Consider the following 23,789-nt stretch of genomic DNA (forward strand, 5'->3'; position numbering starts at 1 on the left):
ATGGGATACGACCTGCACGCGGTGATCGCCGAGGACGCGGCCCTGCGCCGGGCGGCGCGGGACGTGCCCGTCGCCCGGATCGCGGCACTGGGCCAGGGCCTGGCGCTCATGCCGATGACGGGTGCCCTGCCGGACGCAGTCGCGCAAGGCGGCGGCGAGCGCGCGTTGGGGTTCTGGCGGTTGTCACAGGGGTGGGTGAAGCAGCTCGCCGCCTGGTCGGCCGGTGGGCCGGTGGCGTATGTGGAGGCCGAGTACTTCGGCGGGACGGGGGAGCAGCGGGCCGTCGTGTGGGAGGGCGGCGGTGTCGTGCTGGGGCCTGTCCACGTGGGGGAGGGACAGCGGTTCTCGTCTCTCGGGAGCCCGGTCTCCCAGGCGCTGCGGCGGTTGGGCGCGTCGGTGGGATCCGCCGTGGACGAGTTCGAAGCCGTGGGGCTGGACCGGCATCGCAACGACGACGCGTGGATCCGCTGACCTCCGGCCGTTGACGAGCAGTCGTGAGAGTTGACTCTCATACTTTGTGAGAGGACACTCTCACGTCATGGATGCCGACAATCGCTTCGGCGACTTGGAGATCACCGACCCCAAGGCCATGCGCGCGCTGGCCCACCCCGTACGGCTCGCCGCCCTGGAGCGGTTGCAGCGGTACGGGCCCGCCACGGCCACCCAGTTGTCCCCGCACGTGGGGGCCACCCCGTCCGTGACCAGCTGGCACCTGCGGCACCTCGCGGGATTCGGGCTGGTCCGGGACGCGGAGGGCGGGGCGGACCGGCGCGAGCGGCGCTGGGAGGCCGTGGCGCGCGGGTACCGGTTCACGATGCCGGAGGACGAGGAGGGCCGGGCGGCCGCCCAGGTGCTCGCCGGCGAGATGTTCGCCAGCCGCGCGGAACTCCCCATGCGCTGGCTGACCGAGACGGCCCCGCACCTGGAGCCGGAGTGGCTCGGCGCGGCGATGTCCAACAACACCGGGCTCACGGTCACCGCCGAGGAACTGGTGGCCCTCAGGGACGCGTTGGAGGAGCTCCTCGCCCCCTACGTCAACCGGGAGCCCGTGGAGCAGCCACCGGACAGCAGGGTCGTACGGATGCTTCTGTACGCCCTGCCGGAGGCGGCGGCCGACGAGCCCGGAGCGCCGGAATGAGGCGCACCCTGCGCACCCGGCACGCCCAACGCGCCCCGCGCCCCCGGATATCCCTTTCCGAGACCTCCCTCTGGCGCGACCCCCGCTTCGTCCGCTGCTGGGCCAGCGGCGCCGTCTCGCGGTTAGGCGACGAGGTCTCAGAGGTGGCGGTCCCGCTGATCGCCGTAGGTCTGCTGGACGCCTCGGCCGCACAGATCGCCTGGTTGATCGCGCTCGCCTCGGCTCCCAACCTGCTCGGCATCCTGCTGGGCGCGTGGGTCGACGGCCGGCGGCGCAAACGGCGGCTGCTGATCGCCACCGACTTGGTGCGCGCGGGCGTACTGCTCTCGCTGCCCATCGCTTATCTGTGGGGCACGCTTACGCTCACGCAGCTGTACGCCGTGGCCCTGCTGACCGGTCTCGCGGGCGTGGTGGCCGGCTGCGCGTGGCAGCCGCTGTTCGTACGGCTGGTGCCGCCTTCGGCGTACGTCGACGCCAACAGCAAGTTCAGCGCCGCCCGTTCCGCGTCGTTCGTGGCCGGTCCCGCGATCGGCGGCGGCCTGGTGCAGGCGCTCAGCGCACCGGTCACGGTCGTCGTGGACGCCCTGTCGTTCCTGGTGTCCGCGCTGCTGCTGGGCCGGGTCAGGGTCGAGGAGGCGGCGCCCGCCGTCCGGGCCGGGGCCGCCGTACCCGCGCTGCTGCGCGACGCCCGCGACGGACTCGCCTTCGTCGTACGGCACCGGGTGCTGCGGGCGAGCCTCGGCTGCTGTACGACGGTCAACTTCTTCACGTTCCTCGCGGGCACCGGGATGGTGGTGCTCTTCGCCGACCGGGTCCTCGGGCTCTCCCCGGCGGCCATCGGGCTGACCATGGGTGTCGGCGCGACCGGCTCGCTCGTCGGCGCGCTGACCGCCCCCTGGCTGTCCCGGCGTATCGGCGTCGGGCGCGCGGTCGTCGTGGGGGCCGTGCTGTTTCCCGCGCCCTATGCCCTCGCCGCGGTCGCCGGCGGACCGGCGTGGGCCGCCGCCGGGTGCCTCGGCGGCACGTACTTCCTGGTGGGTCTCGGGGTGATGTGGTTCGACGTCAACCTCAACTCCCTCCAGACCGCGGTGACTCCGGACGCCCTGCGCAGCCGCGTCACCGGCGCCTTCAGCACCGTCAACTACGGTGCGCGCCCTCTCGGCGCGCTCGTCGGAGGGGTGCTCGCCACGACCTTCGGCCTGCGCGCGACCCTCGTCACGGTCGCCGTCGGCGGGGTGTTGTCGGTGCTGTGGCTGCTGCCGTCACCGATACCGGGGATCCGCTCGCTGGCCGAACTGCCCGTCCAACAGCCAGCGCGAAAAGCCGAGTTCGTGTCGTCGGACAAGCCGGCGTAGCCGGACCTCAGCCGTCGCCGGGCGCCCGGCAGGTCGCCGAGACCGCGGCCAGGGCCGTCCATACCGCCCCTGGCTCCTCGTTGTCGAAGACCAGCGGCGCCTCGCCGCGCGCGGTGACCACGAACCCCGACGGACAGTGCAACATCCCCCAGGACGCGCGCTCATGACTGCGCGTCAGAATGCGGTCGCAGGGCAGACAGCGCATCCACGGCACGAGGAGTCGCTCGCCCTCCTCGACGGGCTCCATGTCGGCGTACACCCGCAGCGGCCCGGGCCGGGCAGGGTCCTCCGGGAGCGCCACGATGTCGTCCCCGTACTGGTCCCACACGTCCCACTGCACGGCCATCGCCGCGATCTCGGCTCGCGTGAACCCGTCGACGCCTACGCCCTGTTCGAGGAGCTTCTCCACGAGCTGCCAGAGCCCGGCCTCCTGTTCCCCGATGTCCCAGCAGCCCTGGATCATCTCCACGTCGTCGGGGGACGGCAGCAGTCCGGCCAGCCGGGTCCAGACCTTGGCCTCGGCGGCGTAGGCCGTCATCTGCTTGTCTCGGTCGCTCATCGTGGCTGAGCGTAGCCGCCGGGCCGATAGTCGGTCCGGTCACCCCGTGGGGTGGAAGTCTGCGGCCCAGTGGGCTCAGCGCCTGGCCAGGCGTCCCACGTCGGCGTAGGGGCGTCCGGAAGCTGGGCGCATGCCCACCCTTGTCTCCCTACGGGGATCTCTGCGAACGGCGGTCCTGCGGGGTGCCGCCGCGCTCGCACTCGTCGTCGCCCTGCCGGGCAGCGCCCTGGCCGCGCCCGGTGATCTGGACACCGCGTTCGGGTCCGGCGGGAAAGTCGTCGTCGGAAACGGTTTCCGCGCCGACGCGGAGGACGTCGCCGTACAGGCCGGCACCGGCAAGATCGTGACCGTCGGCTCCAGCCAGAGCTCCGACTTCGACGCGGCCGACTTCTCCGTGATGCGACACAACGCCGACGGCAGCCCGGACACCTCGTTCGGCGGTGACGGCGAGGTGCTGACCGACTTCGAGTTCGGCGAGGACATCGCCCAGGGGGTGGCGATCCAGAGCGACGGGAAGATCGTCGTGGTCGGACGCCATCAGGAGACCGACGACGAGTTCGCGGGCTGCTGCTGGTTCACGGTCGCCCGCTACACCACCGACGGCGACCTCGACACCTCCTTCGGCGGCGACGGCTGGATCAGCCCCGGGCTCGCGGGCGGCGCCGAGGACGCGGCCGGTGTCGCGGTGCTGTCCGACGGGAAGATCCTCGCCGGGGCCCGCGCGGGCGGCGACTTCGCACTGGTGCGCCTCCTGCCCAACGGCACCCTGGACACGACCTTCGACGGCGACGGAGTGGTCGACACCTCCTTCTTCGACGAGGGCGGCGCCATCGCGAAGGACATGGTGGTGCAGCCGAACGGGAAGATCGTGATGGCCGGCTACTCGGGCGAGGTCTACTTCGACTTCGCGGTGGCCCGCTACAACCCGGACGGCAGCCTCGACACCACCTTCGGCGGCGACGGCAAGGTCACCACCGACCTCGGCGGCTACCAGTGGGGCGAGACCGTGGCCGTGCAGTCCACCGGCAAGATCCTCGTGTCGGGCGGGACCGGCGAGGACTTCACCCTGGTCCGCTACAACCTGGACGGCACCCTCGACGGCGGCTTCGGCACCGGCGGCGTCGTCCGCACCGACTTCGGCCCCCCGTCCGCGGTGAACGACCTCGCGGTGCAGTCCGACGACCGGATCGTCGCCGCCGGTGGCGCGGGCACCGACTTCGCCGTGGCCCGCTACAACGCCGACGGCACCGCCGACACCGGTTTCGCGACCGGCGGCCGGACCACCACCGACTTCGGCGCCTTCGACCGGGTGGGCGCCCTCGCCCTCCAGAGCGACGGCAAGATCGTCGCGTACGGCGACACCGGCGACGACCGCGCGCTGGCCCGCTACCTCGGCGGTACCGGCACCCCGCCGCCGCCCCCGCCGCCGTCCGGCGTCGACCTTCAGGTCACCAAGACCGGCCCCGTCACCGTCAGCATCGGGGACCGCGCCACGTACACCATCACGGTCACCAACAAGAGCTCCACCGCCTCCGCCACCGGCGTCACCCTCACGGACACCTTCACCGGACCGGCCGGCTCGGTGATCTCGGCGACCACCACCAAGGGCACCTGCACGACCGCCGTCAGCTGCTCGCTGGGCACCCTCGCCCCCGCCGAGACGGTCACCGTGAAGGTCGTCGCCGAGCCCCGGGCCACCGGCACCCTCACCGAACGGGCCTCGGTCACCGGCGGCCAGAGCGACCCGAACGCCGCGAACAACACGGCCACGGTGACCACCACGGTCAACAACGCCCGCGGCTGCACCCGCATCGGCACCAGCGGCAACGACACCCTCACCGGCACCTACGGCACCGATGTGATCTGCGGCCTGGGTGGCGACGACACCATCAACGCGAGCTACGGCACCGACACCGCCTACGGCGACTTCGGCAACGACCGCGTGGACGGCGGCTTCAACGACGACACCCTCTACGGCGGTCCCGGGAACGACAACGTGATCGGCAACTACGGCAACGACCGCCTCAACACCGTCGACAGCGTCTCCGGCAACGACACCGCCAACGGCGGCATGGGCACCGACACCTGCACGACGGACACCGGGGACACCCGGGTCAGCTGTCCATGACCGTCTGGGTTCGCCGGGGCCTCACGGCCCCGGCGGGCCCTAGCCGTTCACCCCCGTGTAGTGCCGCAGGCTGTACCGCCACAGCCACCGCGCCCCCAGATACGCCACCACGCCGAGCAGCGGCGAGGCCGCCGCCAGCCAGTACGGGACGCCGGTGCCATGGCCGTGCCCGGTCAGCACGGCGGCCGGGAAGTAGGCGACGAACGCGAGCGGCAGCCCGTACGTGAGGAAGCCGCTCACCGCCCTGGGCAGCACGTTGAGCGGGTAGCTGCCGAAGGTGCCGAGCAGCTCCTCCAGCCAGCGGCCCCAGTAGTCGGCGGTCGGGAAACGCAGCGAGGCGCAGGCCACGACCGTGAAGAGGGCCGCCTCCAGGAGCAGACCGCCGAGCACGGCCACGGCCAGGTACGAGATCCGGCCGGCCGTCCAGTCGAGGTCGCTGCGGCTGAGCGCGCCCACCATCAGGCCCACCGCGACCGTCAGGTCGCCGATGGCGTTGGTGGGGAAGTACGACAGCTGGAGCTGACGGTGGACCGGCATCGGGCGGACCAGGTAGGTGTCGATGATCCCCTCCTGGATGTGCCGGCCCAGACCGTGCACCCGGCCCAGGAACAGCACGAACAGGCCGTGCGCCAGCATCCGTGTCGCCGGGATCAGCAGCACGTCGGAGCTGTCCCAGCCGCCCATCCCGGTGAACCGGGTGAGCAGCACCGTCGCGAACACGATCACCGACACCTGCCAGATCGCACCGATCGCGATCATCATCAGGAACTCGGAGCGGTACTCCAGCTGGGCACGGAAGTTGAGACGCGTGATGCGCCAGACGATCCGGACGGCGTTCACGGGCCTCAGCCTCCCTGCGAGATGACACGGCGGGCGGCCCGGCGCCACAACAGCCGGGTGAACAGAGCCAGTACGACGACCCAGGCGGCCTGGATCGCCAACTGGAGCCCCGCGTCCGACAGTTCGATCCGGCCGATGTAGAGGGACAACGGTACGCTCAGCGTGGCCTGGAAGGGCAGGAAGGTGCTCAGCGTGATGAACCAGTCGGGGAAGAACCACAGCGGCGCGTACACACCGGCGAGGAGGTTCTGCGCGAAGATCAGGATGAGCATCGCGGCGCCGTTGCGCAGGGTCCAGAAGCACAGCTGGTCGATGACGAGCATGACGTAGTACAGGACCAGCTGGCCGAGCAGCAGACTGACCGTGAACACCCCCGCCACGGCCGCCGACCCGGGTGCCTCGACAACCCCGAAGGCCAGACAGACCGCGTAGCCGCCGAGCGCCCAGACCAGGCCGTACAGGCGCTCGCCGAGGGCGCGCAGGGCGTAGTACCGCTGGGGTTTCAGGGGGCGCAGGTACCAGTACACGATCGTGCCGAAGTGCATGTGCTGAAGGACGGTGTCACGGCCCGCGTACTGGTCCAACTCCCGCAGCCGGGAGGCCAGTACGGCGAGCACGGCGTACGTCACCGCCTGGTCGCGGTCGAGTCCGGCCGTCGTGCCGGTGCTCGCGTACAGGCCGTGCCACAGGGAGGCCACCAGCACCAGCTGCACGGTCAGGCGCAGCAGCGCGGCCGTCATCCGGGGCGGGGTGAGCAGTTCGCCGAGCGGGGTCACGCGGGCGGCACGCCAGGCGTGGATCGCCGCCATGTCAGACCTCTTCCGCATGGACGTACGCGGCCCGCATGACGTCCTCGAGGTCCGCCTCGTCGAGCGCGATGTCCGTCACCTCGTACGCCTCGATGACGGCCTTCAGCGCCTGGTGCACGGTCGGCGCGTCGGCGCCTTCGGGGCCGAACACCAGCTGGGCGCCGGTTCGTTGGTGCAGGGTGATGCCGGGCAGCGGGACCAGGTCGGTGTGCGGGTCGGCGAGGGTGGTGCGGATCTGCCAGGTCGAGCCGAACTTGCGGCGGATCTCGTCCAGGGTGCCGTCGAGGACCAGCCGCCCGTGGTTGACGAGGACGACCCGTTCGGCGAGCCGCTCGACCTCCGTCATGTCGTGGGTGGTGAGCAGGACGGTACGGCCGCGTTCCTCGACCTGGTGTCGCAGGAACTCCCGCACCTGCTCCTTCACCACCACGTCCATGCCGATGGTGGGCTCGTCGAGGAAGACCACCGGCGGGTCGTGCAGCAGGGCGGCGGCCAGGTCGCTGCGTACCCGCTGGCCGAGGGAGAGATGGCGCACCCGGGTGTCCCAGAAGGACGACAGGTCCAGCAGGCCGTCGAACTCCTTGAGCCGGGCGGCGTGTTCGGCCTTCGGGACTTCGTAGATGTCGCGAAGGATCGCGAACGACTCGCGCACGGGCAGGTCCCACCACAGCTGGGTGCGCTGTCCGAACACGGCGCCGATGTTGCGGGCGTTGCGCTCGCGGTTCTGGTAGGGCACCACGCCGGCGACCTTGGCGTGCCCCGAGGTGGGGGTGAGGATGCCGGTGAGCATCTTGATGGTGGTGGACTTGCCGGCCCCGTTGGGGCCCAGCAGGGCGAGGAGTTCGCCCGGGGACACGTCGAAGGTGATGTCGGCGACGGCGTGTTTGGCGACCCGCTCCGGGTTGACCAGGGAACGGACCGCGCCGGTGAAGCCCGGTCGGCGGACGGTGGAGTGGAAGGTGCGGGACAGTCCGCGGACCTCGATGCTGGCATCCAAGTGGCATCAACTCCCTTGTGGGAACAGCAAATCGCGGCCGGTCGGCTTGGCTGCCGACCGACCGCGGACGACGTTCCGACAGTGTCGGAATGTCGATCAATTGGTCAATCGATTAAGAGGTTTCTTACCTTCCGGTCGAGAACACGAACGAGAACTCGGCCGGTTCCGCCCGCAGGTGGTACCGCGGCAGCGGGCCGGGCCCGCAGGACTGCGAGCCGATGCCGTGCTGGCCGTGGTCGAGGTTGACCCACACCTTCTCGCCGGGAGTGAGGTCGGTGCGGTGCGTGGCCGCGTCCAGCTGCTCGGTCGTCCAGCGGCGGGCGGTGAACCAGAACTCCGGGTCGCCCTCGATCCGCAAGCCCCCGAGCTCCGCCCAACGGACGTCCGCGCGGGCGCCGTTCTCCTGCGGACGGACGTACGGCGTCTGGAGACCGTCCACAGTCGACCGCCAGCGGCCGACGATCGACGCCGCCCGGGTGTCCGGGTACGCCTCACCGGGGCCGCCGCCGAACCACTCCACCGCGTCGGCCTCGGCGAGAGCGAAGCGGATGCCGAGGCGGGGCAGCGGCACGGTCCAGTCGCCCTCGGGCGTCACGGCCACCGTCAGCTTCACGCGGTTGCCGTCGGAGGTCCAGCGGTACTCCGTGGCCAGACCGACCTCGCGGGCCGCGGGCGCGACCCGGGTCCGCACGGTCAGCGTGTCGTCGGACAGCTCCACCGCATCCAGCCGGTGCTGCATGCGGTGCAGGCCGAGCGTGCGCCACAGGTCCGCGTTCCGGGTGTGGGTCTGCCAGTCGGCGCCCTCGTCGTTGTCGGTCGTGGCCCGCCACACGTCCAGCCGCAGGCCCTCGACCGACACCCCGCCGATCGACCTCAGCGCACCGGTGCGGGCGTCGAAGGCGGCCGGGCCGAGGGTGATCTGCCGCTCGCCCTCGCCGAGCGCCGGCCCGTCGGTGGCCGCCACGGACGGCGACTGCCGAGCGGTGACCGGGAACTGGCCCCACGCCACCACATGCCCCTTCGGCGCCCACGAGGTGTCGGACGCCAGCAGCGCCCGCACGGTCCACCGCGACTCCGCGCCGCGGGTGTCCGAGGGCGGCTCCGGCAGCTTCACCTCGGCCGTCTCGCCGGGGTTCAGCCCGGGCACCGCCAGGGAGCCGGACTCCACGCTCTCGCCCTCGACCTCGTACGACCACTCGAAGGCGAGCCCCGACAGGTCGGCGAAGTCGTAACCGTTGGTGACCCGTACAGTGTCGGCGTCGCCCTCGAAGCGGACCGGCTCGATGACCTTCTTGTACTCGACCAGCCCGGGGGTGGGCGTGCGGTCGGGGAAGATCAGGCCGTCGCAGACGAAGTTGCCGTCGTGCAGCTCCTCGCCGAAGTCACCGCCGTAGGCGTAGCCCAGCTCGGGGTGCTTGATGCCGTGGTCGATCCACTCCCAGATGAAGCCGCCCTGGATGCGGTCGTACTTCTCGAACAGCTCCTGGTAGTCGGCGATGCCGCCCGGCCCGTTGCCCATGGCGTGGCCGTACTCGCACTGGATGAAGGGGAGTTGACGGCGTTTGTGGGTGCCGCCGTCGAGCTCCTTGCCGATCGCCTCGACCTCGGCGTGGTCGGCGTACATCCGTGAATAGACGTCCGTGTCACGGCAGTTCCAGTCGCCCTCGTAGTGCACGAGGCGCGAGGAGTCCCGGCCGTGGATCCACTCGGCCATCGCGGTCAGGCCGCGGCCGGTGCCGGCCTCGTTGCCCAGCGACCAGAAGACGATCGAGGGGTGGTTCTTGTCGCGTTCGACCATCCGGGCCGCGCGGTCCAGGAGGGCCGGGGTCCAGCGGTCGTCGTCGACGGGGTTGTCCCGCCAGTCCTGCTCGGTGAAGCCGTGGGTCTCCAGATCGCACTCGTCGACGACCCACAGGCCGTACTCGTCGCACAGGTCCAGGAAGGCCGGGTGCGGCGGGTAGTGGGAGGTGCGGACCGCGTTGAGGTTGTGCCGCTTCATCAGCAGCACGTCCTCGCGCATGGTCGCAAGGTCCAGGGCGCGGCCCTTCTCCGGGTGCCACTCGTGGCGGTTGACGCCCTTGAAGAGGATCGCCGAGCCGTTGACCTTGATCAGGCCGTCCTCCAGGACGACCGTACGGAACCCGATGCGCAGCGGGACCCGTTCGCCCTCGGTGACCAGCTCACCGTCGTACAGCCTCGGTGACTCCGCCGACCACGGCTCGACCGCAGCCGTCGCCGGCTCGCCGGTCGCGACATCGATGTCCAGCGCGGGCACGAGCACCCGCCCGTCGACGTCGGAGTCGACCCGCAGGGTGCCCGCGCCGGTGACGTGGTCGTAGTCGGCGTGCACGAAGAAGTCCAGGACGCCGCCCGCCGGGCGATGCAGCAGGGTGACGTCACGGAAGATGCCGGGCAGCCACCACTGGTCCTGGTCCTCCAGGTACGAGCCGGCCGACCATTGGTGGACGCGGACCGCGAGGACGTTGCCCTTCGGCTTGAGCAGATGGCCGACCGCGAACTCGTGCGGCAGCCGGGAGCCCTTGAACTCACCGATGTCCGTGCCGTTCAGCCAGACGCGGGCGCAGGACTCCACCCCGTCGAAGCGAACGACCGCGCCGCCCTGAGCGAGGTCCGGCCAGTCCTCGGGCAGGTCGAACACGCGCAGGTGGTCGCCGGTCGGGTTCGCCGTCGGGACATGCGGCGGGTCGACCGGGAAGGGGTACAGATGGTTGGTGTAGATGGGCGAACCGTGGCCCTGGAGGACCCAGTGCCCGGGGACCGTGACCTCGGCCCAGTCCCCGGCGTCGTAGCCCTCCGCGGCGAACGAGTCGTCCTCGGCGTCGATGGTCGGTGCGACACGCAGGCGCCAGCTGTCGTTCAGGGAAAGGGACTTGGCGTCCGAGGACGCGTACCAGGCGCGGGGCGCGAGGGCCCCGCTGCCCGGCGATACGTCCTCTACGTAGTCGACGTCGGTGGTGCGGAAAGACATCGGTCTCCAGGTCGTGTGAAACGTCGTGTGACTCGGGGATCAGCCCTTGATGCCGGTCTGCGCGATGCCCTGAACCAGCCAGCGCTGGAGGAAGAGGAACACGAGCACCAGCGGCAGGATGGAGATGGCCGTGGACATGAAGATCAGGTGGTAGTTCACCGTCTGGTTCGTCATGTACGCCGACAGCGCCACCTGGATGGTCCAGGCGCTCGGGTCCTGGCCGATGACCAGGGGCCACAGGAAGGAGTTCCAGCCGCTGATGAACGTGATCGTGGCCATCGCCGCGAAGAAGTTCAGCGAGTTGGGCACGACGACCCGCCAGTACGCCCCCCAGTACGAGAGCCCGTCCACCCGCGCCGCCTCCTCCAGCTCCTTGGGGAACCCCAGGAAGTACTGCCGGAACAGGAAGCAGGTGAAACCACTGAAGAGCCCCGGGATGATCAGACCGCGGTAGGTGTCCACCCAGCCCAGCGACGACACCAGCACGAAGCTCGGCACGAAGGTCACAGCCGTCGGGATCATCAGGGTGACCAGCACGGCGTAGAAGATCTTGTTGGTGTGCCGGTACGGGATCCGGGCGAGGCCGTAGCCGGCGAGCGAGCAGATCAGCAGGATGCCGCTGGTGTGCAGGATCGCGACGACCCACGAGTTCCACAGGGCGCGGCCGAAGTCGACGGTCTCGTCCTTGAACGGCTCGGTGATGTTGCCCCACTGGATGTCGGTGGGGAACCACTTCCAGTTCTCGCCCGTGATCTCCGGGTCCGTCATCAGCGCGTTGCGGACGATCAGATAGAAGGGGATCAGGAAGAGCAGGGCGGCGACACCCGTGGCGATGTAGAGGCCGGTGTTGCCGAGGACCCCGCCCCCGCGCTTCTTCTTCGCGGGAGCCGCCGGAGTCTTCCTCATGTCAGGTGCGGTGGTGGTCACTTGGACTCCTCACCCCTTCCGAAGCCCATGATCTTGCCCTGGAACAGCGTGATGATCAGGATGAGCAGGGTCAGGATGACCGCGCCCGCGCTGCCCTGGCCGTAGTCCTGGTTCTCGCCCAGTGCCGTCTTGTACAGCTCGACGAGCGGCGGCTGACCCCAGGTCGCCTTGCTCAGCAGGTTCCAGAACTCGTCGAAGGCCTGGTATGCGGCGATCAGCAGGAGCAGGATCACCGCGGTGGAGGTGGCGCGTAGCTGGGGCAGGGTGATGTACCGGAAGGTCTGCCAGCCCGGCTTGGCGCCGTCGATGGACGCGGCCTCGTAGAGCTCGGCCGGGATGTTCTGGAGGGCCGCCAGGAACAGGATCATGTAGAAGCCGGCCTGAAGCCACAGTCGCAGCGTCACGATGACCAGCCAGTACCAGGGCGGGTCGGGGTTGGCGAGCCAGGCGACGTTGTCGACGCCGAACCAGCCGATGATCGTGTTCGCCATACCGAAGCGGACGCCGTTGAAGATGGACATCTTCCAGATCAGCGCCGCGGCGACATAGGAGACCGCGGTCGGCAGGAAGAACACCGACCGGAAGAACGCCTTCATGAACCGGATGCGGTGCACCAGCAGCGCCAGGCCCAGCGAGAGCGCCCAGGTGGTGGGCACGATGAACGCGGCGAAGACGGTGAAGGTGACCAGCGCCCCGGTGAAGTCGGGGTTGTCGAGGATCGCCTTGTAGTTGTCGAAGCCGATGAAGCTGCTCGGCGAGACCGTGAAGCGGGCCTCGAAGAAGCTGAGGTAGATGCTCCAGCCCATCGGCACGAACACGAAGATGATCAGGCCGATGAGGAACGGGCTGGTGAAGAGCCAGAAGTTGAGGGTCGCGTTGGCCCGCAGACTCCGCCGCGGCCGCGCCTTGACAGGCTTGGCCGGGGCGGAGTTCGCGAGGTCGATCTTGGTGGTGGTCGACATGGTGTGATCCGCCCGCCGGTCTATCCGAAGAGCTTCTTGAGCTCTGCGTTGATCTTCTTGTCGGCGGCGTCGAGCGCGGCGTCCGGACTGCCGCCCTTGCGCACGGAGTTGGCGATCACGTCGTTGATCGCGGCGATCATCGCCTGCGTCCAGCCGATGTTGTCGAAGTGCCCGTAGTCGGTGAAGAGCTTGACGCCCTCGGCCGGCAGACCCGACTTCAGCTTGGTGGCCGACTCCGCGATCGAGGTGCGCGGCGGGATGTGGAAGCCGTAGGACAGCGCCCAGTCCTCCTGGTACTTCTTCTGGTCGATCCACAGCCACTTGACGTATTCCTTGGCCGCGTCGACGTTCTTGCCCTTGGCGTTGACGAACATCGACCAACCACCGTTGGTGACCGAGAACTTGCCGGCGGAGCCGACCTTCGGGAACGGGAAGATGCCGACGTCGTCGCCGAGCGCCTTCTGGATGACCGGCATGGCCCACATGCCGCACCACTGGATCGCGGTCAGGCCCTGGGTGAAGGCGGACGGGTCCCACCAGTCGGCGGGGGCGTCGAGGAGCAGGTTGCCGCTGGTGAACAGCTTGCGGAGCTGGCTCAGGCCGTCGGCCACGGCGTCCGTGTGGTACGCGATCTCGTTCTTGTCGTTCAGGGTGTCCGCGCCGGCCGACCAGATCAGCGGGTTCTGGACGGTGGTCATGTCGTTGCCGAGGAAGGCGCCCTTGACCTTGTCCGTGGTGAGCTTGTTGGCCGCCTCGATCAGCTCCTCCAGCGTCTGGGGGACCTCGACCTTGGCCTTCTCGAACAGCGAGGGCCGGTAGTAGAAGAACTGCGGGTCGTCGATCATCCGGACGCCGTATATCTTCCCGTCGACCGTGTGCGAGGCGATGTCAGCCGGGTTGAAGTCGTCCTTGACCGGGTTGATGATGTCGGACAGGTCCGCGACCTGACCGCTCGTCACCAGCTGCAGCTGCGGGTGGAACTCGAAGACGTCGGGCGCGTTCTTGGTGAGCAGCGCCGGGAACAGCTTGTTCTCGAAGTTGCTGCCGGTGATCCACTGCGTGGTGACGTTGGCTTCCTTGTAGGCCTTCGCGTACCGCTTGATGGCCTGCTCGGTGCCCGCCTCGCCGTACGCGTGGAAGTACTGCGTGAGGCTGTCGCCGGAGCTGCTCCGGCCGGTGTTCCCACCGCACGCGGCGAGGGAGCCGGCGGCGGCCGCACCCATGGCGGCCCGCAGAACGGTGCGGCGGTCCCAGTTGACGTTCCTCATTGCCGACATGCTGACGTCCTTGTCTCGAGTACGGCTGCGGCTCTGCGCCCCTGCCTGGAGCGGCTCAGCGCCAGGTGGCTCAAATGGACTTGCGGTGCGGGACGTTAACCTTCGGCTAAGGCTTCGGCAAGGGGTTGGACGAAGCCTGTTCGAAGCGTTGTGGAGCGTTCGGGATACCGGACGTCACAAGTCGCGGACCGCCGCACCAGCGGCCCGAAACCCCCTTCGGACACTGTGAGTTACTGCCGGTTGTGCGCTTTCGCCCGTGGGGTGGCGGTGCGTTTGGGCGACCTCTGCCCGACCGACTCCAGGGCACCTTCGAGCGCGAACGTCGCCGCGCCCAGGCACACCGGATCCGTGGGGATCGGGGAGAGGACGATCTCGGTGGCGGCCATGGGCCTGGGCAGCGCATGCCGGGCGACGGCCTCGCGCACCTGGGTGACCAGGGGCTCGCCGAGGGCGGCCGCGACCCAGCTGCTGAGCACGATCACCTCGGGATTGAACAGGTTGACCAGATTGGCGACACCGGCGCCGAGGTAGCGGACGGTGTCCCGGACGGCGTCCACCGCCACCGGGTCGCCGCGCCGCAGTCCCTCGGCCAGCGCGGCGATGGTCGCGGTCTGGTCGTCGTCGTGCAGCAGGGGGCTGTCGGGGCTCAACTCCCGTAGGTTCAGCATGATTCCGGACGCGCCGACATACGCCTCGACGCAGCCACGCTTGCCGCACCGGCACTCCCGGCCGTCCAGCACGATCGTGGTGTGGCCCCACTCGCCGGCGCTGTTGCTGACCCCGCGGTGCAGCCCGCCGCCCAGGACGAGCCCGGCGCCCACGCCGGTCCCGAGGTTGACCACCACGGCGTTCCCGCGCCCGCGCGCCGCCCCGAACCACAGCTCGGCCACCGCGGAGGCGCGCAGCGGGTTGTCCAGGTACAGCGGGTAGGCGATGTGCTCGGTGAGCAGGTCGAGCAACGGCACGTCGTGCCAGTCCCAGTTGGGCGCGTACTCGGAGAAGCCGGTGTCCCGGTCCACCTGACCCGGCACGCTCACCCCGACGCCCAGGACCCGGGCGCCCTCGACGCCGGCCTGTGCGACCACCGAGCCGACGACCGCGGCGACATGGCCGACCACCTGCTCGGGGCGGCTCTCGCCGGGGCGGACGTCCTCCTCGGCGCGGGCCAGCACGTTCAGCGCGAGGTCGAACAGCTCGACATGGACGTAGGTCTCCGCGATGTCGACGCCGATCAACGCGCCCCCCGACGCGTTGACCGCGACGAGTCCCCGGGGGCGGCCTCCCGCCGAGTCCTCGAACCCGACCTCCGTGATCATCCGCAGGTCGAGCAGCTCGCCGACGAGCGTGGCGACCGTTGCCAGGCTCAGCCCGGTGGCGGCCGCCAGCTCCTGCCGGGAGGTGGGCGACGCGGCGATGATCTGGCGCAGCACCTCGTAGCGGTTCGCGGTGCGGATGTCACGTGATGTGCGCTTCACCGGTCGGCCCCGTCCCTCCAGCTCTTGCCGGGACGACATCGGCACCGGCGCGGCGCAAGGCTATGGCCCGCCGGGACTTTCGACAAGGGGTTAGGAAAGGGGGTTTATAAAGTCAGTCGGAGAGCACGTCCCGGACAAATGCGTTGGCGAATTTTGCCTCATGGTCCAGACCTCGCGCCAGTGCCCGGAACTCCTCCAGCCTGGGGTAGCGCCCGCGCAGCACCTCGCCGGGCGTGGTGAACACCTTCCCCCAGTGCGGCCGCGGCCCGAAGCCGTCGAGCGCCTCCTCCAGCCGCCGCACCACCGGCACCACGGCCGCCGTGTCCTCGATCCAGGTGAAGTGCAGCGCCACCGTGTCCCGTCCGTACGACGGGCTCAACCACTGCTCGTCGGCGGCGACCGTGCGCACCTCGCAGGTCTGCAGTACACCGGCGACGGTCTCCCGGATGCGGTCGATCGCATACAGCGCGTCGACGGCGTGCTCGCGCGGCAGCAGATACTCCGACTGGAGCTCGGCCCCGCTGCTCGGCGTGAACTCCGCCCGGAAGTGCGGCAACCGCTCGTGCCAGGGCCCGGGCACCCCGAACTGCTCGGTGCAGTTGACCGCCGGCATCCCCGGCACCGGGTGCAGCTTCTCGGTGGCGGGCGCGGCCCACGGGAAGGCGGCGAGCGGCTGGTCCGCGCGCCGCTTGAGCCACACCTGGCGGAAGCCCGGCGCCCGCCAGTCCGTGAACAGGCTGACGCTGTACCCGGCCGACATGATCGCCGAGAAGGTCTCGAAGTCCAGCCCGGCCAGCGGCAGTTCGGTGAACACATACTGCTCGACCTCGAAGGCCGGCTCCAGGTCCAGGGTGAGGGCGGTGACCACACCGAGGGCGCCCAGCGAGGTCACGGCACCGCCGAAGCGCGCGTCGCCGCGCCCGATGGTCACCGTCGACCCGTCGGCGACGACCAGCTCCACCTCGCGCACCGCCGACGCCAGCGGACCGTTGCCGACGCCCGAGCCGTGGGTGCCGGTCGCGACCGAACCGGCCACCGAAATGTGCGGCAGCGAGGCCATGTTGGGCAGCGCGAGGCCGTATCCGTGCACCGCGCGGGCCAGTTCCGCGTACCGGACACCGCCGGAGACCCGTACCGTCCGGGCCGCGGTGTCCACGTCCAGCACCGGCGGCAGCCCGGCGATCGAAACCAGCGCCCCTTCGGCGCCCGGCTCGGCGATGGTGTTGAACGAGTGGCCGCTGCCCAGCACCCGCACCTTCGCGCTGTCGGCCACGAGGGCCCGGAGCGCGTCGAGCGAGCCCGGGCGGTGCAGCTCCTTCGCGGCGTAGGTGATGTTGCCCGCCCAGTTGGTGACCGTCTCCGTCATCCCTGTTCGTCCCTTTCGATGGCAGTCCTGTGCGTTGACCCTCTCATTCACCGCCGCCTAACGTAGAGAGCGGTTTCTATCCCTTTTCCTCGACCGGGGGTCACCACTGTGCCCGAGCGTCCCCAGGCGCTGTTCGCCATGACCGCCGAGAACCTCCCGCATGTCTTCCCGCCGGAGGTGATGGCGCGGCTCGGGAAGGCGGTGGACATCGACCCGGACCTCGTCGCCGAGGACTTCACCGACCCGCGCGTCGCCAAGGCCCTCGCCCGCACCGAGATCCTCGTCACCGGCTGGGGCTGCCCCCGTATCGACACGGCCGTCCTGGACGCGGCGCCGAAGCTGCGCGCGGTCCTGCACTCCGCCGGCTCGGTCAAGGGCTTCGCCACGCCGGAGATCTGGGAGCGCGGCCTCGTGGTCTCCTCGGCCGCCGACGCCAACGCGCTGCCCGTCGCCGAGTACACCCTCGCCATGATCCTGCTCGCCGGGAAGGACCTCTTCGTCGCCCGCGAACACCTGCGCACCTCACGTGCCCACCCCGGCTGGGGCATCGTCCCGGGCATCGGCAACCACGGCCGCCGGGTCGGCGTCATCGGCGCCTCCCGCATCGGCCGCCGCGTCCTGGAACTCCTGCGCCCCTTCGACCTGCGGCCCGTTCTCACGGACCCGTACGTCGACGAGCGCCGGGCGGCCGAACTCGGCGTACCGCTCGTCGAGTTGGACGAGCTGCTGCGCGGCTCGGACATCGTCACGATCCACGCCCCCGAGACCCCCGAGACGCGCCACCTCGTCGGCCGCCGCGAACTCGCCCTGATGCCCGACGGGGCGGTGCTGATCAACACCGCGCGCGGCGGACTGGTCGACCACGACGCCCTCGTGGCGGAGCTCCGCACCGGGCGGCTCAGCGCGATCCTCGACGTCACCGACCCCGAGCCGCTCCCCGCCGACTCGCCCCTCTACGACCTCCCCAACGCCTTCGTCACCCCGCACCTCGCCGGCTCCCAGGGCAACGAGCTGGCCCGCCTCGGCGCGACCGTGGCGGAGGAGGCGGAACGCCTGGCGGCGGGCGGGGGAGTGGCGTACCCGGTGGAGCGGGCGGCGCTGGAGCACGGCGCTTGACCGACGGTCCGGGTGTGGATTTCCGATGCGGGTACGGATTTCGTTGATGTCGGCGATCGGACCTAACGTTATCCGCGGGTATCTGGTCGTACGGCTGCGATATCGGTACTCTCCCTCGTCGTGACTCTCGACCCACGCCTCCCCGAGACCGACCTCACCCGGCACCGCCGGCTGCGCGACCAGGGCAGCCTCGACCGTGCCGACCTGTACGCCGTCCTGGACGCGGGCTTCGTCTGCCATCTGGGCGTGGTCGTCGAGGGCCGGCCGCTGGTCGTCCCGACCGTCTACGGCCGCGACGACCGGCAGCTCTACCTCCACGGCTCGGTGGCGAGCCGCAGCCTGGCCGGCGGCACCCCCGTCTGCGTCACGGTCACCCACATCGACGGGCTGGTCCTTGCCCGGTCCGTCTTCGAGCACGGCGTGAACTACCGCAGCGCGATGATCCACGGCGAGGCCCGCAAGGTCACCGACCCCGACGAGAAGCTCGCGGGCCTGCGCCGGCTCACCGAACACGCGACCCCGGGGCAGTGGTCGTACGCCCGCGGCCCGAACCGCAAGGAACTCGCCGCCACCACCCTCCTCGCCCTCTCCCTCGAAGAGGCCTCCGTCAAGATCCGTACCGGCCCGCCGGAGGACGGCGACGGACCCGACGCGGAGCTCGGCCTCTGGGCCGGCGTCCTGCCGCTGACCTCGGCGTGGGGCGCGCCGGTCGGAGACCCCGTACTGCCGGACGAAACGCCTGTACCGGAACACATCGCTCGACGCGAGGGGACCCGGTACGCGTGACGGGCGGGCGGGGGCATACCGTGAGGAGTCGAACGCCTGAGCCGGGAGGAGATTTACGGATGGGCAGCCGCACCGCACTGGTCGAAGATCTGATGGAGCGATTCCCGCACGTACCGCGGGAAGCCGTCTTCAAGGAGGATCTGCTGCGTGGCGGGGTGGCCTTCGATCCGTCCGCCCTCAGCGACAACGAGGGTGGTGAGGTCAAGCCGAAGTCGTACTTCATCTTCTCCTTCGACCACGGCACCCTCCCCGAGCTCGGCGAGGCCGCGCTGCGCCGCCCGCCGGAGGAGATCATCCTCACCGGCGGACCGTACGACCTGCGCCGCACCGTCGTCTCCGTACGGGTGAACCCGGCGTCGCCCTACCGGGTCGCCGCCGACGACGAGGGGGTGCTCGGCCTCTACCTCGACGGCAAGCGCATCGCCGACGTCGGGGTGCCGCCGATGCCGGAGTACTACAAGCACAAGCTCTCCAACGGGAAGTCCGTCATGGAGGTCGCCCCCACGATCCAGTGGGGCTACCTGATCTATCTGACCGTCTTCCGGGTCTGCCAGTACTTCGGCGCCAAGGAGGAGTGCCAGTACTGCGACATCAACCACAACTGGCGTCAGCACAAGGCGGCCGGGCGGCCGTACACCGGGGTCAAGGACGTCGACGAGGTCCTCGAAGCCCTGGAGATCATCGACCGGTACGACACCCAGAAGGCGTCCACCGCCTACACCCTGACCGGCGGCGCGATCACCAAGACGGTCGGCGGACGGGACGAGGCGGACTTCTACGGGCGGTACGCCAAGGCCATCGAGGAGCACTTCCCGGGCCGCTGGATCGGCAAGGTCGTCGCACAGGCGTTGCCGAAGGACGACGTGCAGCGGTTCAAGGACTACGGCGTGCAGATCTACCACCCCAACTACGAGGTGTGGGACGAGTACCTGTTCAAGATGTACTGCCCGGGCAAGGAGCGGTACGTCGGCCGCGACGAGTGGCACAAGCGGATCCTGGACTCGGCGGACATCTTCGGCGCGCGCAACGTGATCCCCAACTTCGTGGCCGGTGTGGAGATGGCCGAGCCCTTCGGCTTCAAGACGGTCGACGAGGCCATCGACTCCACCACCGAGGGGCTGCGCTTCTTCATGTCGCACGGCATCACGCCGCGCTTCACCACGTGGTGCCCCGAGCCGACCACCCCGCTCGGCAAGGCCAACCCGCAGGGCGCGCCGCTGGAGTACCACATCCGGCTGCTCCAGGCCTATCGCCAGACGATGGAGGACTTCGGCCTCTCCTCGCCCCCCGGCTACGGTGAGCCCGGCCCCGGCCGTGCCGTCTTCTCCGTGAGCTCCTTCATGGACAGCCTCCCGGCGAAGGAGCCCGCCGACGTGTAGTCGCGGCGAGAACCGGTCGCGGCGAGAACCGACCGAACAGACAGGGCCCGGATCGAGACGTCCGGGCCTTTTCTGCGTACTCCAGGAGTAACACGCGCAACAACGGCAACGAGCTGTGGGAGGGCTCGAACTCCGGGTAACCGATTTGAATGGTGAGCTTGTCAGTTGTGTGAAACCCGTGAAAAGCTCGTGCACTGTCGCGAGGTTCCCCACAACTCCGTTGCCAATAAGGTGAGTTGACCTCGCTCCCGATGCAGGAGTCTGATGCCCGACCTGCCGACCCCCCAGGACGCCACCGAGGCCGCGCTGTTCACGGAGTGCTGGGACGCCGTCCTCTCCTACGCCGACCTGTGCACGGCCGGTTCCACCGCGGCCACCCAACTGGCCACGGAGGCGTTCGCCCTCGGTATGCGCGAGGCCCGCACCGACGCCGGCGGCACCACCCGGAGCGCCGGCCGACGCGCGCCCCGACTGCCCGTGATCCCCTTGCTGCTGACCGCGGTTCGCACCACGGCCGCCGCCTGGGAGACCGCCGGTCAGGGGCACCGGCTCGACCCGGACCTGCGCCTGTGGCTCAACTCCGACAAGGCCGCACGCTACACCGGACCGCCCCTGCAACGCCCGCTCGCCCTGCGCGGTCTGCGGGACATGCAGGAACACGACGCGGACCTGCTGTGGCTGGCCGAGGTGGAGGCGCTGCCGCTGTCCGTGGTGGCCCGCCGGCTCGGTCTGGACCCGGCCAACGTGCCGGAGGAACTGGCCCAGGTGCGCGGGCTGTTCCGGGACCGCAGCCACCGCGACCACCTCGACGCGCCGATGGCCCCGCAGTGCCGCAGCTACGCCCGTCTCCTCGACGCGGTCACCCGCTCGGCCGCCGCCGACACCCCCGAGGACCTCTCACGCCACCTCGCCACCTGTGTGCAGTGCGCCGAGGCCGCCGCCTGTCTGCGGCTGCACGGCGGCGGACTGCCCGGGGCGCTCGCCGGCGGCGTGATCGGCTGGGGCGGGCTCGCCTACCTGGAGCGCAGACGCCGGGCCGCGGAGGTACGGATGGGCGCCGGCCGCCCGGAACCGGCCGACGCCGGCCCCCCGAACCCCGGCGCGCACAAGGCACGTGTGGTGCGCAGCGGGCTGCTCGTCACCGCCGTACTGGTGTCGCTGCTGGCCCTCGCCGTGTCGATGATGCCCGGGGGCGGTTCCATGGACGACGGGGCCTCGGCGCCCACCGACCGCCAGCCGGTCGCGGATCCCGGCGGCGCCCTGCCCTCGCCGTCCCCGACCTCCCGGCCGTCGGCGTCCCCGACCCCGTCCGCGAGCGCCGACACCCCCACCCGCAAGAACCCCGACCCCGAACCCCAGGGCACCACCTCCTCCGCCGCCCGCGACGACGACAAGCCGAAGCCCACGGCGTCCACGACGAGCGAGCCGGCGACCTGCGAGGTCCGCTACGACCTGGTCAACCAGTGGCCCGACGGCTTCCAGGCCACGGTCACCGTCACCACGAAAGAGGCGCTCGAGGACTGGCGCGTCACCTGGGCCTTCAAGGACGGCCAGAGGGTCAGCCAGATGTGGGACGGCGACTACTCCCAGTCCGGCTCCCGCGTCACCGCCACCGCCGCCGACTACAACCGGACCGTGGCCGCCGGCGACAACCTCGCCTTCGGCTTCCTCGCCTCCTGGCAGGGCACGAACTCCCCGGCGTACGACTTCACGCTGAACGGACACCGCTGTACGAAGGCCTGAACCGATCTGCGTTTCTCGACGCGGCCTGCCGGGCCGCGGGCGGGTTCTGCTTCGGGGCGACCGAGGCCGCCGATGCCGAGTCGCTACGGCGTATCGGCGCTTCGCTCACCGCGCATGTGGGACCAGCCAGCCTGTACCACTTCGCCGATTGGGCCGAGGGCGTCGACGCGCTCCTCGCGCTGGGCACGGAGCGGCCCGTTCCCGTCGTGATCGGGTGGTGCACGATCCCAAGGCCCGCGTCGGACACGAGGTGGACGTGGCGGTCGTCGGCATCGGCGACGGCTCCAAGCCGCCTCTCCTGGCCATCGGCGAGGCCACATGGAACGACACGATGGGCGTCGCCCACATCGAGCGCCTGCGGCACGTTCGCGATCTCATCACCCAGGCGGGACGCTACGACACCACCGGCACCCGGCTCATGTGTTTCAGCGGCGCCGGCTTCGACGACAAGGCGTGCGCGGCCGCACAGGCAGGTCCCGATGTCCGGCTCGTCGACCTGGAGGCGCTCTACGGCATGGCGTGACCGTCGCCGAAGGCGTAATTCGGTGGCGTCACTGTCCCGGGTGCGTCTAGGGTCGGCTCTGTCGAAGCGGTGACCCGGGGTTGCCGGTGACTTGAGTGTGTCTGGGAGGTGTGACCGATGGCTGTCGTTGAGATGGGCGCTGCCCGCATCCGGAAGTTCATTCAGTCCACTCCCGTGGCCTCCGGCTGACCTCTCTGCTTCTTCCGCGCCTGTGCGCGCGGTGCCGGGGCCACCCCTGTGAAGGGTCACCCCTTGTCTTCCTCTTCTCTCCTGAGTTCGTCCTCGTCCTTCTCGCATCTCCTCGCGCCGTACGGCTGGGATGCGGACTGGGAGGCCGAGTTCGCTCCGTATGCCGAGCAGGGCCTCCTGCCCGGCCGCGTCGTCCGCGTCGACCGTGGGCAGTGCGACGTCGTCACCGCCGACGGGACGCTGCGCGCGGACACCGCGTTCGTCACCCCGCACGACCCGCTGCGCGTCGTGTGCACCGGGGACTGGGTCGCCGTCGAGCCCGGCGGCAACCCGCGTTATGTGCGTACGTATCTGCCGCGCCGTACCGCCTTCGTGCGCTCCACCTCCTCCAAGCGGTCCGAGGGGCAGATCCTCGCCGCCAACGTCGACCACGCGATCGTCGCCGTGTCGCTGGCCGTCGAACTCGACCTCGGCCGCATCGAGCGGTTCCTCGCGCTCGCCTGGGAGAGCGGGGCGCAGCCCGTGGTCGTGCTCACCAAGGCCGACCTCGTGCCGGACGTGGTGACGCTCGCGCATCTCGTCCAGGACGTGGAGACCACGGCGCCGGGCGTGCCGGTGCTCACGGTCAGCGCGCGCGACGGCGACGGGCTCGACACGCTCACCGCGATCGTCTCCGGCGGTACGTCGGTGCTGCTCGGACAGTCCGGTGCCGGGAAGTCCACCCTGGCCAACGCCCTGGTCGGCGAGGACGTCATGGACGTCCGGGCCGCGCGGGACGTCGACGGCAAGGGCCGGCACACCACCACCACCCGCAACCTCCTCGCCCTGCCGGACGGGGGCGTGCTCATCGACACCCCGGGGCTCAGGGGGGTCGGCCTCTTCGACGCCGAGAGCGGTGTCGGGCAGGTCTTCGCCGAGATCGAGGAGCTGGCCGAGCGGTGCCGGTTCCACGACTGCGCGCACGAGGCCGAGCCGGGGTGCGCGGTGCTCGACGCGATCGAGACCGGTGAGCTGGCCGAGCGACGGCTGGAGAGCTACCGGAAGCTGATCCGGGAGAACCAGCGGATCGTGGCCAAGACCGACGCACGGGTCCGTGCGGAGCTTCGGAAGGACTGGAAGCGACGGGGCGCCGAGGGGAAGGCCGCGATGGAGGCGAAGCGGGGGAGGATGCGGTAGGGCGCTTCTTGGGGTGCCTCGCTGTGTCCGTTCGCGGGTGCGGGTAGCGTCGTGG

Annotated in this window: 20 protein-coding genes; 10 read left to right on the top strand and 10 right to left on the bottom strand. The window is 70.3% G+C overall.

Annotated elements, in window-relative coordinates:
* The 3 genes from ABKA17_RS12450 (at nt 1) to ABKA17_RS12460 (ending at nt 2,493) form a co-directional block, all read left to right on the top strand.
* On the top strand, nt 1-471 hold the full coding sequence (locus tag ABKA17_RS12450; protein WP_353692040.1) for a hypothetical protein: 471 nt from the start codon (nt 1-3) through the stop codon (nt 469-471).
* A 67-nt stretch (nt 472-538) separates the two neighbouring features.
* Nucleotides 539-1,138: a helix-turn-helix domain-containing protein gene (locus tag ABKA17_RS12455; RefSeq protein ID WP_353692041.1), complete on the top strand. Its 600-nt coding sequence runs from the start codon at nt 539-541 to the stop codon at nt 1,136-1,138.
* Nucleotides 1,135-2,493, top strand: a complete 1,359-nt coding sequence (locus ABKA17_RS12460) for an MFS transporter (protein ID WP_353692042.1) — start codon at nt 1,135-1,137, stop codon at nt 2,491-2,493. Before ABKA17_RS12455 ends, ABKA17_RS12460 begins: the two co-directional genes overlap by 4 nt.
* Before the next feature lie 7 nt (nt 2,494-2,500).
* Here ABKA17_RS12460 and ABKA17_RS12465 read toward each other — a convergent pair whose 3' ends face one another.
* Complete coding sequence (locus tag ABKA17_RS12465; RefSeq protein ID WP_353692043.1) at nt 2,501-3,052, bottom strand: hypothetical protein; 552 nt, start codon at nt 3,050-3,052, stop codon at nt 2,501-2,503.
* A 130-nt stretch (nt 3,053-3,182) separates the two neighbouring features.
* On the opposite strand from ABKA17_RS12465, the gene ABKA17_RS12470 reads away from it, so the two are divergent.
* Nucleotides 3,183-5,180: a calcium-binding protein gene (locus ABKA17_RS12470; RefSeq protein WP_353692044.1), complete on the top strand. Its 1,998-nt coding sequence runs from the start codon at nt 3,183-3,185 to the stop codon at nt 5,178-5,180.
* A 39-nt stretch (nt 5,181-5,219) separates the two neighbouring features.
* Here the strand turns inward: ABKA17_RS12470 and ABKA17_RS12475 are convergent, their stop codons facing one another.
* From ABKA17_RS12475 to ABKA17_RS12515, 9 genes are all read right to left on the bottom strand, one after another.
* Nucleotides 5,220-6,020 (bottom strand): ABC transporter permease, encoded by an 801-nt coding sequence (locus tag ABKA17_RS12475; RefSeq protein WP_353692045.1) that lies wholly within the window; start codon nt 6,018-6,020, stop codon nt 5,220-5,222.
* A gap of 5 nt (nt 6,021-6,025) precedes the next feature.
* Nucleotides 6,026-6,829 carry an ABC-2 family transporter protein gene (locus tag ABKA17_RS12480; protein WP_353692046.1) on the bottom strand — a complete coding sequence of 268 codons (804 nt, stop codon included), beginning with the start codon at nt 6,827-6,829 and terminating at the stop codon, nt 6,026-6,028.
* Nucleotide 6,830: 1 nt separating this feature from the next.
* On the bottom strand, nt 6,831-7,826 hold the full coding sequence (locus ABKA17_RS12485; RefSeq protein ID WP_353692047.1) for an ABC transporter ATP-binding protein: 996 nt from the start codon (nt 7,824-7,826) through the stop codon (nt 6,831-6,833).
* A gap of 124 nt (nt 7,827-7,950) precedes the next feature.
* Nucleotides 7,951-10,815, bottom strand: a complete 2,865-nt coding sequence (locus ABKA17_RS12490; RefSeq protein WP_353692048.1) for a glycoside hydrolase family 2 TIM barrel-domain containing protein — start codon at nt 10,813-10,815, stop codon at nt 7,951-7,953.
* Nucleotides 10,816-10,854: 39 nt separating this feature from the next.
* Entirely contained in the window at nt 10,855-11,742 is an 888-nt protein-coding gene (locus ABKA17_RS12495) for a carbohydrate ABC transporter permease (protein ID WP_353692049.1), read from the bottom strand.
* The gene (locus ABKA17_RS12500; RefSeq protein ID WP_353692050.1) at nt 11,739-12,704 is read right to left on the bottom strand and encodes a carbohydrate ABC transporter permease; all 966 of its coding nucleotides are present in this window, start codon (nt 12,702-12,704) and stop codon (nt 11,739-11,741) included. Before ABKA17_RS12500 ends, ABKA17_RS12495 begins: the two co-directional genes overlap by 4 nt.
* Before the next feature lie 20 nt (nt 12,705-12,724).
* Nucleotides 12,725-13,981 carry an ABC transporter substrate-binding protein gene (locus tag ABKA17_RS12505; protein ID WP_353692051.1) on the bottom strand — a complete coding sequence of 419 codons (1,257 nt, stop codon included), beginning with the start codon at nt 13,979-13,981 and terminating at the stop codon, nt 12,725-12,727.
* A gap of 230 nt (nt 13,982-14,211) precedes the next feature.
* On the bottom strand, nt 14,212-15,456 hold the full coding sequence (locus tag ABKA17_RS12510) for an ROK family transcriptional regulator (protein WP_353692052.1): 1,245 nt from the start codon (nt 15,454-15,456) through the stop codon (nt 14,212-14,214).
* A gap of 112 nt (nt 15,457-15,568) precedes the next feature.
* Complete coding sequence (locus tag ABKA17_RS12515) at nt 15,569-16,822, bottom strand: FAD-binding protein (RefSeq protein ID WP_353692053.1); 1,254 nt, start codon at nt 16,820-16,822, stop codon at nt 15,569-15,571.
* 108 nt (nt 16,823-16,930) lie between these two features.
* Between ABKA17_RS12515 and ABKA17_RS12520 the strand changes: the two genes are divergently transcribed.
* From ABKA17_RS12520 to rsgA, 6 genes are all read left to right on the top strand, one after another.
* Entirely contained in the window at nt 16,931-17,938 is a 1,008-nt protein-coding gene (locus ABKA17_RS12520; protein WP_353692054.1) for a hydroxyacid dehydrogenase, read from the top strand.
* A gap of 120 nt (nt 17,939-18,058) precedes the next feature.
* A complete protein-coding gene (locus ABKA17_RS12525) occupies nt 18,059-18,724 on the top strand; it encodes a pyridoxamine 5'-phosphate oxidase family protein (RefSeq protein ID WP_353692055.1) in 666 nt (221 codons plus the stop codon).
* 59 nt (nt 18,725-18,783) lie between these two features.
* Nucleotides 18,784-20,103, top strand: a complete 1,320-nt coding sequence (locus tag ABKA17_RS12530) for a radical SAM protein (RefSeq protein WP_353692056.1) — start codon at nt 18,784-18,786, stop codon at nt 20,101-20,103.
* A 264-nt stretch (nt 20,104-20,367) separates the two neighbouring features.
* The gene (locus ABKA17_RS12535; RefSeq protein WP_353692057.1) at nt 20,368-21,846 is read left to right on the top strand and encodes a cellulose binding domain-containing protein; all 1,479 of its coding nucleotides are present in this window, start codon (nt 20,368-20,370) and stop codon (nt 21,844-21,846) included.
* Between the two features lie 217 nt (nt 21,847-22,063).
* The gene (locus tag ABKA17_RS12540; RefSeq protein ID WP_353692058.1) at nt 22,064-22,369 is read left to right on the top strand and encodes a hypothetical protein; all 306 of its coding nucleotides are present in this window, start codon (nt 22,064-22,066) and stop codon (nt 22,367-22,369) included.
* Between the two features lie 252 nt (nt 22,370-22,621).
* Nucleotides 22,622-23,734: a ribosome small subunit-dependent GTPase A gene (gene rsgA / locus ABKA17_RS12545; protein WP_353692059.1), complete on the top strand. Its 1,113-nt coding sequence runs from the start codon at nt 22,622-22,624 to the stop codon at nt 23,732-23,734.
* The last annotated feature ends 55 nt before the right edge of the window (nt 23,735-23,789 follow it).

The organism is Streptomyces sp. RG80, assembly GCF_040446465.1.
Classification (GTDB): domain Bacteria; phylum Actinomycetota; class Actinomycetes; order Streptomycetales; family Streptomycetaceae; genus Streptomyces.